This window comes from Pseudomonas sp. RG1, assembly GCF_025910115.1.
In the GTDB taxonomy this organism is placed as follows: Bacteria; Pseudomonadota; Gammaproteobacteria; order Pseudomonadales; family Pseudomonadaceae; genus Aquipseudomonas; species Aquipseudomonas atacamensis.
Genome location: NZ_JAPCIK010000020.1, coordinates 19,220 through 32,433, shown reverse-complemented (window position 1 = coordinate 32,433; position 13,214 = coordinate 19,220). Strand labels below are relative to the sequence as shown.

Here is a 13,214-nt window from a genome sequence, read left to right as displayed (position 1 = left end):
CACGGAAGCAACAATGGACGACATGAGCAAAGCATCCTTCAACGTACTTTACGACGGCCCTGCCCTCGCCAATAGCGAGATGGACGTGCGCGAACTTGCGCCCGCATTATTAGCTCTAGGCTCCCTTTTAGAGGAGGCAAACTCGGTCATAAATGACGGTCGAGCTCAGGTAGCCGTGCAGGTGAAAGCGACATTCAAAACCGGATGCTTTGGTATCGAACTGGAGGTCATTCAGTCCCTACTCCAGCACGCACACAACCTTTTCTCGAACGAATCAGTTGCAAGTGCCAAGGAGCTTCTTGAGTGGATTGGCCTCATTCAGGACAACGCTGGTAACGCGATCGCTGGCGGTGCAGGGCTGCTCTGGCTTATTAAAAGAATTCGTGGCCGTCGAATCAATCAGGTAGTGCTTCTAGACCGTGGCAGAGTGCGCGTTGTAATGGATGATGACGCTCTTGTCACCGAGGAGAAGGTTCTCGCGCTATACCGACAATTCCGTGTTCGCCAGGCGCTTGAGAACGTGCTCAAACCTCTGGAGGCTGATGGAATAGATACATTCGCAGTGACCAATCTGAAGCAAACCGACCGTTTTATAGAAATTTCCAAGGCCGAGAGGCCTTATTTCAAAACGCCTGAGCCGGAATCTGAGACGCTTTCTGAAGATGAGTTCGATGTGAATTTGCAGATTGTGAGCATTTCTTTCCAGGAGGGTAACAAGTGGCGATTTAACGATGGTGCGAGCGTTTTCTACGCCGACATGCTGGATGAATCGTTCATTTCTCAAGTCGCCGCCAGCGCGACAAGCTTCACTAAGGGCGACATTTTGAAAGTTCGCCTCCGCAGGGTACAGGCTTTGTCCGGCGAGCAATTCAAAACTGATTACACAGTCACCAAGGTTCTCGAGCACCGAAAGGCAATGGCTCAGCTCCCAATGAATTTCCAGCGTGGAGATGACTGAGACTCTAAGCCCGGCCCAGCGCCGGGCTTTTTCATTTCTGCTCTTGCTCTACCTGCGATTACTTGCTCGACGTCTCCGGCTTGCTGTATCGCAGCACGAATCCTTTCAAGGCCTTTTTGCTCGCCAACTCATCCATCGAGGCGTTGGCCTCTGACCGGGTTGAGAATGGCCCGAGCAAAACTCGGCTCTTGCCTTCCCGCCTCGTCGTATAGGGTTTCCAGCCAGAGGCGATAAGCTCTTGGCTTAGTTTCTCTGCTGTCTGCTCGCTGCTAACAGAGGCCACTTGGACGGCCCACTGGACGCCAGGAATCTCCTTCGTCTGCACCGGCTCTTCTATTTGTGGGCTGGCTATCGTGTAGCCGCAAATCTTACTGACGAATGGATCTGATAGAGAGGAGTCGATCACCACTTCGAAACCATCGGGCGCTTTCATGGCAAAGAACGGAGCGAATCCAGAATAGGCGCCAAAACCATTTTTTCCGTTCACCTCTCCGCAAACGCCGCCATCGGCGACCTGTCGCTCATTTCTGAACTTCGCAGAGTCAGGATCTTTCAAGCGATCAGCGACTGCAGTTCGAGCTCTATCAATATCGCTGCCTCCGCATCCCGCCACGGCGAACGCCAGGCCCACCACCAGTAATCCGCGCATCCATACCTCCATGGTCAAGTCGCGCGATTCTACCAGCCAGCTAGGCCCTAAGAAGGACAGCACGCAGGATTTTTGCAAATGAAAATATAGCAGGACCAAAAATTATGGGAATACCCGTTGACATAAAATATGGGAGTACCTATATTTCAACCCATCGCAGCGACACAGCCACTGCGAAGGGCCTCAACAGACCCGCCGCTCTTTCACAATATGGAATCTTCGCGGATCGATCCCCGGAAACGGGCATAGCGCGAAACACAAACTTCGATCTCCATGCAGGCTCTGGAACCTGCCGGACTCCCCATATGGGAGGACGCCAAACCATACAAGCCAGCCGGCGAAGAACACCGAACACGAAATGTGTGACGTCGGCCAGGTGGGGAAACCGCGGCGACGCGTATGGGGCGGATAACAGCACGGAATTTTTCACTGATGCACCTGGTGACGGGTGCATTGGGAAAACAACCGGAGAATCACGATGACGCGCAATGAACATGAAGAAATCGAAAGCTACGCACTTGCAGCAATGATTGGACTTGTGTCCTTCGGCGGTGTGTCGCCTGAACTCATCCCGAGCAAGGCCTTCGATATCGCGGAGGCGTTCCAGCAAGAAAAGTTGAAGCGCATCGGCGAGAAGCCGCCTTACGACGCGTGACAACCAGCGCCAAGACAGACTGTCGTTAGCTGCCCGATCCTCTATAAAAGAGGTATCGGGAGCTTAACGGGAAGTCTCACAGCGGTTCGAACGTCCACTTCGGAATGATTTCGTCGCTTGGGCGAATGGTGAGATTAAGAATAATATCGGTGTACGGACCATTTGGTTTATTGAAAGGCATGCAATAGACCGGGCCAAAGATGCACGGGCAGTTTGTCATGTTGAACTCATCGGCAGAGTCCGAGAACACATATTTCAACCGCTTTATCAATGCAGCTTCAACCGCACCAACATCCACCGCGTCAACCATCCGCTTTGAATCAAAAAGCATCTGAGCTGTGGCTTTAAGATTGCCCTTATCAATAAAAAATTTGTACATCAAATCGTTCTCATGGCTGTGGGTTGGATCCCATTTGACCTGAATTGATTTCATAAAGCCACTAGCCAACCTGCACGCGCCCCCTCCAACACAATCCGAATGCACTCCCCTCCGCGCACAACGGCAACCAGCGGAGCGGATGAGTGCATCCGAGTTTTGTTGGATCAACACCCGCCACCCACGGAGGCGACCATGGCAACCAGCTATGCAGACAGTGCGCAGGCCCGAGAGTGGGATCGGCGTTTTGATGAATGGGGCCGCCCCAAAGCGCCGCAGGTTGAAGACTTCCACGACTACGAAGCCGCGGCGCAAGAACTCACACAGCGTCAGGCGCTGATGGCAGCTCAAGAGCTGGTCGACCGCAAGGCGCGGGCGAAGCGAGTTGCGGCAGCGGTGGTCGCTTACGGCGAATTCTGGGGGCTCAAATGAACATCCAGCAGCGTGACCATCAAACGGCGGTGACCTGGATCGAGGGCGAGATCAGCAACATGATCCGCGACCTTGGCAAGCCCAACGCCAGCGCCGCAGCGACATCCTGCATCACCCTGGCCTTCATGCTTCGTGCCATTGACGACGCCGAGCACCGTCACTTCCGGGCACGCATCGACCAAATTTACGCCTCCTACAACGCCTCCGTCTCGCAAGGAGCTGCAGCATGACAACGCCTCCGGTAAAAACTTTGGTCGATGAGCAGCTCGACGATATCGAGCGCCGCATCGCGATCCTCGGCTTCGGCCTGCCCTTCAACGAGGTCATCGGCCGCAAACGCGAGGATCTGGTCGACAGCCTCCCGCAGCGCCTGTCTGTGACCATGAAAGGCGGGCGTATCGCAGTGAGGGCTCGGCCATGAATCTCGTCTACTGGATTCTGGTTGTGATTCTGGTTGCCGGTGCCGGCGCCTACGGTGTCATTCGCGATGGCTCGGGCACTTGCCAGGTGCCGCGCTCCACCACCTACTAGGTGTTCCGATGACCAGCCTTCAGCGTGCACGCCGCATCCTGATTCGACGCGGCTCGTTTCGAGTCCTCTCGATTTACACCTTCCTGATGCTGCTCAGCGCCCTCGCCGATCGCATCACTCAATAAATAAAGCATTCAACCGCTGCGCACCGCGCGGCAAGGAACCCTCATGTCCGCTCAAAGCGTAGCGCCGGTGGCGCACGAACGAAATCTCCACGTCCTGCCGCACGCGGCAACAAGCACCAGCGCGCTGGTTCTGGACGGCGACAGCCTGGACAAGATGATGCGCTTGGCCGAAGTCATGGCCACCGGCCGCGCCACGCTGCCGAAGCACTTCAACGGCAACCCCGCGGATTGCCTGGCAGTTGTCATGCAGTCGATGCAGTGGAAGATGAACCCATTCGCCGTGGCGCAGAAAACCCACCTGGTGAACGGCGTATTGGGATACGAGGCACAGCTGGTGAACGCCGTGATCACCACCTGCGCACCGGTGCTGGATCGCCTTCACTACGAATGGTACGGCGCGTGGGAAAAGGTGATCGGCAAATTCACCATTAAGAACGGCGACAAAGGCGAATACCGCGTCCCGGGCTGGAAGCTCGAGGATGAGCAAGGGTTAGGCGTGAAGGTCTGGGCGACCTTCCGCGGCGAGGACGAGCCTCGCGTCCTTGAGCTGCTACTGGCCCAGGCTCGCACCCGGAACAGCACGCTCTGGGCAGATGATCCTCGCCAGCAGTTGGCGTACCTCGCCACCAAGCGGTGGTCGCGTCTCTACTGCCCGGACGTGATTCTCGGCGTTTACAGCCCCGACGAGTTGGAAGAGACATCGCCAACCATTCGCGATGTATCGCCGGCGCGCGGAGCAGCAGCTGCTGAGCTCCCGCCCTACCCCGACGATAAGCTCGCGGAGAACCTGCCGAAGTGGCAGATCGCGGTCGACGCAGGCCGCTCTGCTCCCGATCATCTGATCGCAACCGTCAGCAGCAAATTCACCCTGAGCGAAGACCAGATCGCCAAGATCAAAGCGCTCGCGCCAATTGAAGGAGACCAAGAATGAAAATCCATAACGTCGCTCAGGGCTCCGAAGCTTGGCATGCGCTCCGCGCCAACTACTTCACCGCGTCAGAAGCGCCGGCGATGATGGGCGCTTCGAAACAAATGAAGCGCACCGAACTGCTGCACGCGAAAAAGACCGGCCTCGATCGAGACGTGTCGTGGTGGGTGCAGAAAAACTTGTTCGACAAGGGGCACGAAGCGGAGGCGCTCGCTCGACCGATCCTCGAGGCGCGAATCGGAGAGGATCTGTTTCCCGTGGTCGGCACCGAAGGTGATCTGCTCGCATCGCTCGACGGCTGCACGATTCTTGGCGACGTACTTTTCGAACACAAAATGTGGAATGAGCAGCTCGCTGCTGACGTTCGCGCCGGCAGCCTGGACCCGCACTACTACTGGCAGCTCGAACAGCAGCTGCTGGTGAGCGGCGCCGAGAAAGTGATCTTCGTGTGCTCCGACGGCACCGAAGAAAACTTCGTTTCGATGGAATACGCACCGGTCCCGGGTCGTGCCGCGACACTCGTCGCAGGCTGGAAACAGTTTCAAGCTGACCTCCTGGACTTCACGCCAACTGAAGCGGTGCCAGAGGCAGTTGGCAAAACACCCGAATCCTTGCCAGCACTGCGCATCGAAGTGACCGGCATGGTTACCGCCAGCAACCTGGAGCAGTTCAAAGCACACTCGCTGGCGGTGTTCGGCTCGATTAACACCGAACTGGAAACTGATCAGCACTTCGCCGACGCAGAGAAAGCGGTCAAGTGGTGCGGTGATGTTGAGGAGCGGCTTGAGGCTGCGAAGCAGCACGCGCTGAGCCAAACCGAGAGCATTGACGCGCTGTTTCGCACCATTGACGAGATCAGCGCCGAAGCCCGCGCCAAGCGCCTGATGCTCGACAAGCTGGTGAAGGCTCGTAAGTTGAGCATCCGCGAAGATATCGTCATGACCGCAGCCAAGGCGCTTCAGACGCATATCGACCAGATCAACACTTCACTGGGCGGTAAAGCGCGCATGCCGGCGGTGCCTGCGGACTTCGCCGGGGCCATCAAAGGCAAGAAGACGATCAGCAGTCTGCGCGACTCCGCCGATTCAGAACTGGCCCGGGCGAAGATCGCCGCAAGCCAAATCGGCGACAGCATCCGGACCAACTTGGCCAGCCTGGACGAGCTCGCTGCCGACTACCTGTTTCTGTTCAACGACGTGCAGCAGTTGGTGATGAAGGCGAACGACGACCTGGTCGCGCTGATCAAGGTGCGTATTTCTGAACACCAAAAGGCTGAGGAGCAAAAAGCTGAAGCACAGCGCGAGCAGATCCGACAACAGGAGCTGCAACGGATCGAAGCTGAGGCGAAAGCCAAGGCGCATGTCGAGCTCACACCGGTCGCCAGCCCGGTCCCGGTGAAAGCCGCCGCGCCGGCTCAGTCTGCCTCGAAGCCATCAACCGCGGCGCCGGTGAACCTGCAGGCCGAAGTGTTTGATCTGGAAGAGCTGATCAAAGCAGTTGCCTACGGACAAGCGCCTATCTCTGTGCTGACCGTGGACTGGGAGAACCTCGACGCGCTGGCCGCCGATCAGGGCAGCAAATTCAGCATGGCCGGCGTGAGGCTGGTAAAGGTGGCGGCATGATCAGTCTCAACCTCAACGCAGTTCGGGCAAAACAATCGGAGTCAGAAAGAATCGAGGCCGCGATGGCGGACTTTTGGGCGCGCCCCGGCGGCAACTATCAGGAGCTGCCAACCGCCCGAATGAAGCCGAAGCCGCCCCGCTCGAAGAAAATAGACCCTGAAACGGTCCTCAAGCGGCGGCCGAAGCCGATATCAGCGGCAGAACGCAAGGCGCTGCGCAAAATGGCGGACTCGATATGAGCAAGCGCAAACCATGCAATCGTCGGGTGCAGATCGAGCGCAGCATGCGGGCATTGGTCAACACCCACCACGCAGCTGTCATCAACATTGATCCAAGCGGCCTTCAGGTCATGATCAACTGGAAGAACGGCAAGCAGATCCTTTCGAGAGCGGTTTCCGACGCGCTCTGCGATGTCGCGCACCGCTGGACGATTTACATCGCAGGCATCTGCGTTCGTCAGGACGGCGCCCGGTACATCAAGTCGATCGATATCAAGCCGGACGGCGTGCATCTGGTGGAAAAACTCTCGGATGTCCTGGAGCATTTCTACGAAGAGGTGAAGGCCGACTGTAACCCTAATCACCGGATTGGCATGGGCTGGCTGGCCGTGCCCGGTGACAGGCCGGTGCCCGAAGCGCGCTTATCAGCACTGCTGGCTTCGGTTGGCGCTTGGCATCAGGTGAAGGTCGCAGCGTGAGACGTTTTCGCACCCAACAACGCAAACGACAGACCTGGCTGGACTTGCCGGCCAGCGGAATTGAAGAGGTAGGCCATGGCCAAGAGCAATGCAGATCGCTCAGCGAAAGCCGCGGCGAAGAGGAAAGAGCGCGGCGAAGAGGAAATCAGGCTGCATTGCCTGCCGGGTACGCGCCAAGCACTTGCTGAGCTGATGACTTGGAGCGGCATCGAGGAACAAGGGGAGGCGATCACGCTGATGATTCACCACCTGCACGGACTGGGCCCGGGAGGTGCTCTACCATTGCTGACCCTCCGCGACACGAAATCACGTTATCACCGACTGTGACACGGAAGCTTCAAAGATTCAAAGACCGAGAATCGATATGTTTTATATGTGACGCTGAATGACACGACGCTCATATGTGCACTGGATCTTGCCTAGTCTTTTTTTGGCGGCTTCACCTTTGGCATAGGCAGAGTGTTGGTAATTGGGGGCAGATTTCTGTCGTTATTAACGTGGACGCGACCATCGTGAGTGTCCGGCCGTACTGGACGTGCAGGTTTTTTATCAGTCATTACTTAGCTCCGGATAGTGGCTTTTGAAGTACTTCCTCATGTGATCCTCCGCTTTCGCCAACAACGACTCAACCTCGGGAATAACCATTCCATTGAATGCTGACTGCATAATCGCGGACTTTCTTTTTCGGATTTCGAAACGTTTCTCGTTTATCTGTTTTTCGGTTAGCTCGCCCTCCGCCACTTCATACCAGCAGCGCTCTGCCTCATCAGAAAGGAGACCAAGCTCGATTCCTGCTGAGCGTAAAGGTTTTATGCGTTCCTTGAATGGCAGAAATTTATAAACCACCGAAATGACTTGGCTTCCCGCAATGAAACAAGCCCAGACAAACGCATATTGCTGCCAGATAACCCAGCCAGCAATGCTGCTTGAAGAGGCAACAGCCAAGATAATTCCGATCCAGCGCTCGTAGGACTCTGACCTCAGTTGATAAAGACTTAGATAGCAGACGTGGGCTTTGAGGGCTTGGAGCTCCACCCAATATTGCGCTTGGTACATTTTTCGGTCTCATCTCGTTCGGCGGGACTAGTCATACCCCAACCCACACCAAATTGCCACCACCGGTAAGGGAGGGCAGCGCCTGACTGGAGAAATTTACAAGCTTGCTTTTTTTGAGCGGAAGACTTTGCCGTATGCATAGAAGCCGACAGCGATTTCGGCTATCGCCAGCACGCCATAGATAGCGCCGAACATGAAAGACGATCCGATAAACGCTAGGCCTACAAGAAACAACAACGCCTCTGAAATTCGCTGCCACTTGGCTGACCAAGCCGGCCCCGAAGCTTCAACAAAACCCGCAACGACTCCTATCAATAGTCCAACAACGATTCGCGCAAACATCAGAGCTCCTTGATCCGGCTCCATGCCGGGCAGAACACAAATACCCCACTTATCAGGGTTGCGCCACTTCGAACGGCAGGATGGCGGAAATGGTCGGGCACTCGGCTTGCGTCACTGATCCACCAGCCGCCGCGATCTCATCGCCAGAGCAGGCCAGCCGGGCAAATCAGATTTCGCAGGATGTCGCTGCGTGCTGGTCTGAAATACAGCGGTGTGGCTATCGACAATTGGGACCAGGTCGCGATCGTGCGTAGGTTGGAAGCGCTCACGCATCGCGGCGACATCGAATTTTTTGCCGACGTGCTCACCCAAGAAGCGACGGCTGATTTTGTAACGTCCGCAGTTGAAGCACACAAGGTCGTCCCAATCGCCGTAGATGCCCTTGCGGTACGCTTCCCCCCAGCAGATCCAACACATACATCTCATAACTCGTCTCCTGATGCCCAGATAGATTCGGGCAAAACGGCGAGGGTTCACTGAGAAGTGTTGAACGAGCGTGTCACCTGTCGGCTGGATTACGCGCTGCTCGGCGCTTGAACGATTCGGTGCGCCGATTCCATGTAGCTGGCCAGGTCGATCACCTCCCGAAGGAACACGACCACCTCCAGCTTCACTGCGTCTTCCGGCAGTCCTATCCGTTTCAGCATCGCTTTAGCGTCCTCTTCGATAGCCGCTAACGCATCCACATCGCTCTGCAACCTCATGTCGGCCTCCTGCCATTGTGAGATTGCAGATAAATACCCCACTTCTACGAATCACGCCAGCCGGCGAGGATCCCCTATGCCTACTCACAACATCGTCAGCATGAGCGGCGGTAAAGACAGCACGGCTACATTGCTGGTCGCTCGCGAGCTGGAGGTGCCGAACCTCAGCGCAGTGGTGGCTGACACTGGGCATGAGCATCCAGAAACATACGACTACCTCCACTACCTGGCCGAAGCCACTGGTGTTCCCATCCGGTGGGTGAAGGCAGACTTCTCCAGGCAGATAGCAGGCAAGCGCAAATTCATCGAGACCAAGTGGCGCGAAAAGGGTGTGCCGGAATCAGTGGTGCTGGGTGCTCTGGAAGTCCTGCACCCAACCGGTAATCCGTTTCTGGACTTGTGCCTGTGGAAAGGCCGATTCCCCAGCACCAAAGCCCGCTTCTGCACTGATGAGCTGAAGCGCAACCCAATCATCGAGCAGGTATACCTGCCACTTATGGACGGCGAGAACATGCTGCTGTCCTGGCAAGGCGTGCGGTCTGATGAGTCGCCGGCCCGCAAGTACCTGCCAGAGTGCGATGAGGTTGGAGGCGGCCTGTTTAACTACCGGCCGATCTTGAAGTGGACGGTTGATTCGGTCTTCGAGGCTCACCGCGCCGCCGGCATCAAGCCCAACCCGCTTTACTTGCAGGGCTGTAACCGCGTGGGGTGCATGCCCTGCATCATGTGCGCGAAGGACGAACTGCGGCAGATTGCGGCCAGGTGGCCAGAGGAAGTTGATCGGGTGCGCGAGTGGGAGCGACTGGTGAGCATTGCCAGCAAGCGCGGAGCGGCAACGTTCTTCGCTACCGTCACCGACCCTACCGTAAGATCTGATGACAAGGTCAGCGCCGTTACGCACGGAATTGACCGGATCGTTGATTGGAGCAACACCGCGCGCGGCGGCCGCCAGTTCGACATGGTCGACCTGATTGCACGCACTGACAGCCAGAACAGTTGCTCTTCAGCTTATGGCCTCTGCGAATAACGCCATGCTCCGACAACCACGGCAGCCGCCGTCAAATAGGCATGACCTTGTACTCATGCTGATGCCATGACGTTTCCATGATCGCTTCCATAAATTCATTGAAGGCGAACTCGAACTCAAGCGACATTCCTCGGGCAGACGACGCGCCTTCAATGTATGAAAACTTCGTGAGCGCGCTCAACACCATACCCATTACAGGTAGTGCTCGCTTCAAGTTCTCCGGTGAAATACCGGATGGAACATGGCCGCCAAGGTATATCTGAAGCTTGTCAGCTTCTAGAAACGTGTAATGCATGTGCCCTGAAAGGGAAGCGAAATCACCGAGCCAAGTCGATACCTCCCGCCTGCTTGGCTGAATTGGTTTGCATGCGAGATCAGCGAGACTTTTAAAAGCTCTCTGCCATGAAACAAGTTCGGGATCCCCTACTTCGCTGAATCCAAGTGATGGATTGCGGTTGTCGGGGAAGATTACGTCATACAGTTCGTATCTTCGATAAAACTCAATATTGAGAGAAGACTCAACCCCGTCCAGCCACTCGTTAAATGACTCAAAGTGCATCCTGTATGTTTGGCGTCGTATTGAGATGGAAGCGTCAAAAGACTGCTTCTGAGCAGCGCTTGCTGCACTCCATGCTGCGAAGGCGGCGAAGGCCGTTGCGACAGCAGAAATGATCGCGAACAGGTCAACGATTTTGATGCCTTCAGCTTTCTCTCCCGAGAAGCCATAAGCGAACAAGGCGCCAGTCAGAAAAAGACCAACGCACCCGCCCCATACCACCTTGTCCTTAATCACGACCGCATCCTCCGAGTTGAGTCGCGATTATGCCGAACTGCTGAGCCTACCGGGAAACAACCCACCACCCTCCACCGCCCGGGCATGCCCCGGCAAGGATTCTCTATGTCCGCACAACAGAAATTGCCTCAGTTCATCCATGGCCAGCCAAGCATGGGCCTGCCGTTCGAAAAAGAACTGGTGGTTGACCTGTTCGCCGGCGGCGGTGGCGCCAGCACCGGCATCGCCCGGGCATACCGGGAGCCGGACGTGGCGGTAAACCACAATCCAATCGCCTTGGCTGTGCATCGCGCCAACCACCCCACGACGGCGCATTACGTGGCCGACGTTTTCGAAGTTGATCCGCGTGAAGCCACTGGCGGCCAGCCAGTCGCGATCATCTGGGCATCGCCAGACTGCCGGCATCACAGCAAGGCAAAGGGCGGCGCGCCGCGCGACCGTGGCGTTCGAGGTTTGGCCTGGGTTGTTATCCGCTGGCTGTTCGTCACGAAGTCGCGTCTGCTCTTCCTCGAAAACGTGGAAGAGTTCTGCGACTGGGGGCCGATCGACGATGACGGGCAGCCGATCAAGTCTGAACGCGGCCGCACCTTCAGAGCGTTTATTGCCGCGATCAGCACCGGTCTGCCCGCTGACCATCCGGATATGCCGGAGATCATCGAGGCGATCGGAGAGTTCGTGCCGGTGGGGGCTCTGGTACGAGGACTGGGCTACAACGCTGAGTGGCGGGAGCGCATCGCGGCGAACGCCGGCACCCCGACCATTCGCAAGCGCCTTTACCTGGTGGCGCGCAGCGACGGAAAGCCGATCATCTGGCCAGCGCCGAAACGTCACAAGCGTCCAGCGGCGAAACAATTGCCGTGGCGTTCGGCGGCAGAGTGCATCGACTGGAGCAACCTCGGTCGCACGATCTTCCGCGACAAACCGATGGCAGAGAACACGATGCGCCGCGTGGCCAAGGGCTGCTGGCGTCATGTCCTGACCAGTGCGAAGCCTTTTATCGTTCCAATGCGCGGCACCTCATCGGCGCACACCAGCACGCACGGTACCGACAAAGCGCTTTCCACAATCAGCGCGGGCGGCACGCATCACGCGCTGGTGCAGCCGGTTGCAGCACCCTTCCTCACCGAGTGCGCCAACGGATCAGCGCAGCGCAACTTCGACGTGCAGGAGCCGCTGCGCACTAAGGTCGCCCAGGTCAAAGGCGGTCACTTCGCGATGGCAGCAGCACACATGACCGCATTCGGGCAGAACGCAGCGGGCAGCTCACCTGACGACCCGACGCAGACAGTTCTGGCCGGTGCCGCGCGCCACGGCATCGTCACAGCATTCTTCGAGCAGGCGAATGGCGGCTTCTACAAAGGCGACGGCCGATCGGCTTGCGACCCGATATCGACCATCTGCCAGTCCGGCGCCAACCAGCGGCTGGTGAGCGCTTACTTGGTGAAGTATTACGGCAACGAGAAAGACGGAATTTCGCTCAACGAGCCGATGCACACGCTGCCGACGAAAGATCGGGTCGCGGTTGTGGAGACGGTGCAGGTGCCCGACACGCTGACTCCCGAGCAGATGGAAGGCGCCCGGCGCTGCGCCGCCTTCATGCACAAATATCTGCCGGAGCACTTCAAAGACCCGGCGGAAATGGTGATGGTCGGCGGCTACGTGCTGATCGATATCACGCTGCGCATGCTGCAGCCGCCTGAGCTGAAAGCAGCGCAGGGCTTCGACAAAGACTACATCATTGATCGAGGCCTGTTCGTAGACCCGGTCACCGGAGCCGAGGAATGGCGCGACATCAAGAAGGTCGATCAGGTGCGGCTGATCGGGAACAGTGTCTGTCCGGACGAAGCCGAAGCACTTGTCGCCGCAAACGCCGCGGACATTATTGCGCTTTACCAAAGTTTAGCGGCCTGAAATCTCCTACCGATCCAGCGATGGCATCACAAAAAAGGAAGCAATTGAAAATTAGGTATCAATCAAACTAAACCGAATAATTTGGTGAAGAACGCAGCGATCACAGCCCCCACTATACCCATTACCCACGCGGCGACTATGAATACCTTACGCGTTGCGGGTGGATTCGGATTATGTTTCACCTCGCAGTCTTCGGCCTCCAGTCCATGAAGCCTTTTCCCTTTGACCAGAGTTTCGCTGTCGGTTTTGCAGCGCAACATCCTAACGTCTTCGGACTCATCGATTTCAAACATAGCCATAAATAGCTCTCCGAATTGCGAACGCAAGAAGATTAGGGATTGGCCGGTAAGAATGCGCGATATTGGTGAGAGTGAGATCCTTAGCTCTCGTTCCTTTCACGGCCACTCG

General features: G+C 56.9%; 19 protein-coding genes and 1 pseudogene. 13 read left to right on the top strand and 7 right to left on the bottom strand.

The window, feature by feature from the left end; all coding sequences use genetic code 11:
• Nucleotides 1-13 precede the first annotated feature (13 nt).
• Nucleotides 14-958 carry a hypothetical protein gene (locus OK411_RS13485; RefSeq protein ID WP_264365099.1) on the top strand — a complete coding sequence of 315 codons (945 nt, stop codon included), beginning with the start codon at nucleotides 14-16 and terminating at the stop codon, nucleotides 956-958.
• Between the two features lie 58 nt (nucleotides 959-1,016).
• Here the strand turns inward: OK411_RS13485 and OK411_RS13480 are convergent, their stop codons facing one another.
• The gene (locus tag OK411_RS13480; RefSeq protein ID WP_264365098.1) at nucleotides 1,017-1,607 is read right to left on the bottom strand and encodes an SPOR domain-containing protein; all 591 of its coding nucleotides are present in this window, start codon (nucleotides 1,605-1,607) and stop codon (nucleotides 1,017-1,019) included.
• Between the two features lie 478 nt (nucleotides 1,608-2,085).
• On the opposite strand from OK411_RS13480, the gene OK411_RS13475 reads away from it, so the two are divergent.
• Nucleotides 2,086-2,262: a hypothetical protein gene (locus OK411_RS13475; RefSeq protein WP_217850371.1), complete on the top strand. Its 177-nt coding sequence runs from the start codon at nucleotides 2,086-2,088 to the stop codon at nucleotides 2,260-2,262.
• Nucleotides 2,263-2,338: 76 nt separating this feature from the next.
• On the opposite strand, the gene OK411_RS13470 is transcribed toward OK411_RS13475, so the two are convergent.
• Nucleotides 2,339-2,695, bottom strand: coding sequence for a hypothetical protein (locus OK411_RS13470; RefSeq protein ID WP_264365097.1), 357 nt, complete (start codon nucleotides 2,693-2,695; stop codon nucleotides 2,339-2,341).
• Between the two features lie 138 nt (nucleotides 2,696-2,833).
• Here OK411_RS13470 and OK411_RS13465 point away from each other — a divergent pair, with 138 nt between their 5' ends.
• The 8 genes and pseudogenes from OK411_RS13465 (at nucleotide 2,834) to OK411_RS13430 (ending at nucleotide 7,362) form a co-directional block, all read left to right on the top strand.
• Nucleotides 2,834-3,070, top strand: coding sequence for a hypothetical protein (locus tag OK411_RS13465; RefSeq protein WP_150635493.1), 237 nt, complete (start codon nucleotides 2,834-2,836; stop codon nucleotides 3,068-3,070).
• Nucleotides 3,067-3,300, top strand: a complete 234-nt coding sequence (locus OK411_RS13460; RefSeq protein WP_073474139.1) for a hypothetical protein — start codon at nucleotides 3,067-3,069, stop codon at nucleotides 3,298-3,300. The genes OK411_RS13465 and OK411_RS13460 overlap by 4 nt, the downstream gene beginning before the upstream one ends.
• Nucleotides 3,297-3,491: a hypothetical protein gene (locus OK411_RS13455; protein ID WP_077571970.1), complete on the top strand. Its 195-nt coding sequence runs from the start codon at nucleotides 3,297-3,299 to the stop codon at nucleotides 3,489-3,491. The genes OK411_RS13460 and OK411_RS13455 overlap by 4 nt, the downstream gene beginning before the upstream one ends.
• 278 nt (nucleotides 3,492-3,769) lie before the next feature.
• A complete protein-coding gene (gene recT / locus OK411_RS13450; protein ID WP_264365096.1) occupies nucleotides 3,770-4,657 on the top strand; it encodes a recombinase RecT in 888 nt (295 codons plus the stop codon).
• Nucleotides 4,654-6,276 (top strand): YqaJ viral recombinase family protein, encoded by a 1,623-nt coding sequence (locus OK411_RS13445; RefSeq protein WP_264365095.1) that lies wholly within the window; start codon nucleotides 4,654-4,656, stop codon nucleotides 6,274-6,276. Before recT ends, OK411_RS13445 begins: the two co-directional genes overlap by 4 nt.
• Nucleotides 6,273-6,515 (top strand): hypothetical protein, encoded by a 243-nt coding sequence (locus OK411_RS13440; RefSeq protein ID WP_264365094.1) that lies wholly within the window; start codon nucleotides 6,273-6,275, stop codon nucleotides 6,513-6,515. Before OK411_RS13445 ends, OK411_RS13440 begins: the two co-directional genes overlap by 4 nt.
• Nucleotides 6,512-6,973, top strand: coding sequence for a hypothetical protein (locus OK411_RS13435; RefSeq protein ID WP_264365093.1), 462 nt, complete (start codon nucleotides 6,512-6,514; stop codon nucleotides 6,971-6,973). The genes OK411_RS13440 and OK411_RS13435 overlap by 4 nt, the downstream gene beginning before the upstream one ends.
• A gap of 75 nt (nucleotides 6,974-7,048) precedes the next feature.
• Nucleotides 7,049-7,362 (top strand): annotated as a pseudogene (locus tag OK411_RS13430) (hypothetical protein).
• 160 nt (nucleotides 7,363-7,522) lie between these two features.
• Here the strand turns inward: OK411_RS13430 and OK411_RS13425 are convergent.
• Nucleotides 7,523-8,029: a hypothetical protein gene (locus OK411_RS13425; protein WP_264365092.1), complete on the bottom strand. Its 507-nt coding sequence runs from the start codon at nucleotides 8,027-8,029 to the stop codon at nucleotides 7,523-7,525.
• Nucleotides 8,030-8,125: 96 nt separating this feature from the next.
• Complete coding sequence (locus OK411_RS13420; RefSeq protein WP_264365091.1) at nucleotides 8,126-8,371, bottom strand: hypothetical protein; 246 nt, start codon at nucleotides 8,369-8,371, stop codon at nucleotides 8,126-8,128.
• Between the two features lie 180 nt (nucleotides 8,372-8,551).
• Here OK411_RS13420 and OK411_RS13415 point away from each other — a divergent pair, with 180 nt between their 5' ends.
• Nucleotides 8,552-8,851, top strand: a complete 300-nt coding sequence (locus OK411_RS13415; protein WP_264365090.1) for a hypothetical protein — start codon at nucleotides 8,552-8,554, stop codon at nucleotides 8,849-8,851.
• A 35-nt stretch (nucleotides 8,852-8,886) separates the two neighbouring features.
• Here OK411_RS13415 and OK411_RS13410 read toward each other — a convergent pair whose 3' ends face one another.
• Nucleotides 8,887-9,075, bottom strand: coding sequence for a hypothetical protein (locus OK411_RS13410; RefSeq protein ID WP_264365089.1), 189 nt, complete (start codon nucleotides 9,073-9,075; stop codon nucleotides 8,887-8,889).
• Nucleotides 9,076-9,151: 76 nt separating this feature from the next.
• Here OK411_RS13410 and OK411_RS13405 point away from each other — a divergent pair, with 76 nt between their 5' ends.
• A complete protein-coding gene (locus tag OK411_RS13405; protein WP_264365088.1) occupies nucleotides 9,152-10,102 on the top strand; it encodes a phosphoadenosine phosphosulfate reductase family protein in 951 nt (316 codons plus the stop codon).
• Nucleotides 10,103-10,133: 31 nt separating this feature from the next.
• Here the strand turns inward: OK411_RS13405 and OK411_RS13400 are convergent, their stop codons facing one another.
• On the bottom strand, nucleotides 10,134-10,895 hold the full coding sequence (locus tag OK411_RS13400) for a hypothetical protein (protein WP_264365087.1): 762 nt from the start codon (nucleotides 10,893-10,895) through the stop codon (nucleotides 10,134-10,136).
• Nucleotides 10,896-11,000: 105 nt separating this feature from the next.
• Here OK411_RS13400 and OK411_RS13395 point away from each other — a divergent pair, with 105 nt between their 5' ends.
• Nucleotides 11,001-12,806: a DNA cytosine methyltransferase gene (locus OK411_RS13395; RefSeq protein WP_264365086.1), complete on the top strand. Its 1,806-nt coding sequence runs from the start codon at nucleotides 11,001-11,003 to the stop codon at nucleotides 12,804-12,806.
• 62 nt (nucleotides 12,807-12,868) lie between these two features.
• Here OK411_RS13395 and OK411_RS13390 read toward each other — a convergent pair whose 3' ends face one another.
• A complete protein-coding gene (locus tag OK411_RS13390; RefSeq protein WP_264365085.1) occupies nucleotides 12,869-13,105 on the bottom strand; it encodes a hypothetical protein in 237 nt (78 codons plus the stop codon).
• Nucleotides 13,106-13,214 lie beyond the last annotated feature (109 nt).

Bases quoted from the DNA above. Each gene is read 5' to 3' on its own strand.
- OK411_RS13485 (WP_264365099.1), top strand. From the start codon at position 14: ATGGACGACATGAGCAAAGCATCCTTCAACGTACTTTACGACGGCCCT.
- OK411_RS13480 (WP_264365098.1), bottom strand. From the start codon at position 1,607: ATGCGCGGATTACTGGTGGTGGGCCTGGCGTTCGCCGTGGCGGGATGC.
- OK411_RS13475 (WP_217850371.1), top strand. From the start codon at position 2,086: ATGACGCGCAATGAACATGAAGAAATCGAAAGCTACGCACTTGCAGCA.
- OK411_RS13470 (WP_264365097.1), bottom strand. From the start codon at position 2,695: ATGAAATCAATTCAGGTCAAATGGGATCCAACCCACAGCCATGAGAAC.
- OK411_RS13465 (WP_150635493.1), top strand. From the start codon at position 2,834: ATGGCAACCAGCTATGCAGACAGTGCGCAGGCCCGAGAGTGGGATCGG.
- OK411_RS13460 (WP_073474139.1), top strand. From the start codon at position 3,067: ATGAACATCCAGCAGCGTGACCATCAAACGGCGGTGACCTGGATCGAG.
- OK411_RS13455 (WP_077571970.1), top strand. From the start codon at position 3,297: ATGACAACGCCTCCGGTAAAAACTTTGGTCGATGAGCAGCTCGACGAT.
- recT (WP_264365096.1), top strand. From the start codon at position 3,770: ATGTCCGCTCAAAGCGTAGCGCCGGTGGCGCACGAACGAAATCTCCAC.
- OK411_RS13445 (WP_264365095.1), top strand. From the start codon at position 4,654: ATGAAAATCCATAACGTCGCTCAGGGCTCCGAAGCTTGGCATGCGCTC.
- OK411_RS13440 (WP_264365094.1), top strand. From the start codon at position 6,273: ATGATCAGTCTCAACCTCAACGCAGTTCGGGCAAAACAATCGGAGTCA.
- OK411_RS13435 (WP_264365093.1), top strand. From the start codon at position 6,512: ATGAGCAAGCGCAAACCATGCAATCGTCGGGTGCAGATCGAGCGCAGC.
- OK411_RS13425 (WP_264365092.1), bottom strand. From the start codon at position 8,029: ATGTACCAAGCGCAATATTGGGTGGAGCTCCAAGCCCTCAAAGCCCAC.
- OK411_RS13420 (WP_264365091.1), bottom strand. From the start codon at position 8,371: ATGTTTGCGCGAATCGTTGTTGGACTATTGATAGGAGTCGTTGCGGGT.
- OK411_RS13415 (WP_264365090.1), top strand. From the start codon at position 8,552: ATGTCGCTGCGTGCTGGTCTGAAATACAGCGGTGTGGCTATCGACAAT.
- OK411_RS13410 (WP_264365089.1), bottom strand. From the start codon at position 9,075: ATGAGGTTGCAGAGCGATGTGGATGCGTTAGCGGCTATCGAAGAGGAC.
- OK411_RS13405 (WP_264365088.1), top strand. From the start codon at position 9,152: ATGCCTACTCACAACATCGTCAGCATGAGCGGCGGTAAAGACAGCACG.
- OK411_RS13395 (WP_264365086.1), top strand. From the start codon at position 11,001: ATGTCCGCACAACAGAAATTGCCTCAGTTCATCCATGGCCAGCCAAGC.
- OK411_RS13390 (WP_264365085.1), bottom strand. From the start codon at position 13,105: ATGGCTATGTTTGAAATCGATGAGTCCGAAGACGTTAGGATGTTGCGC.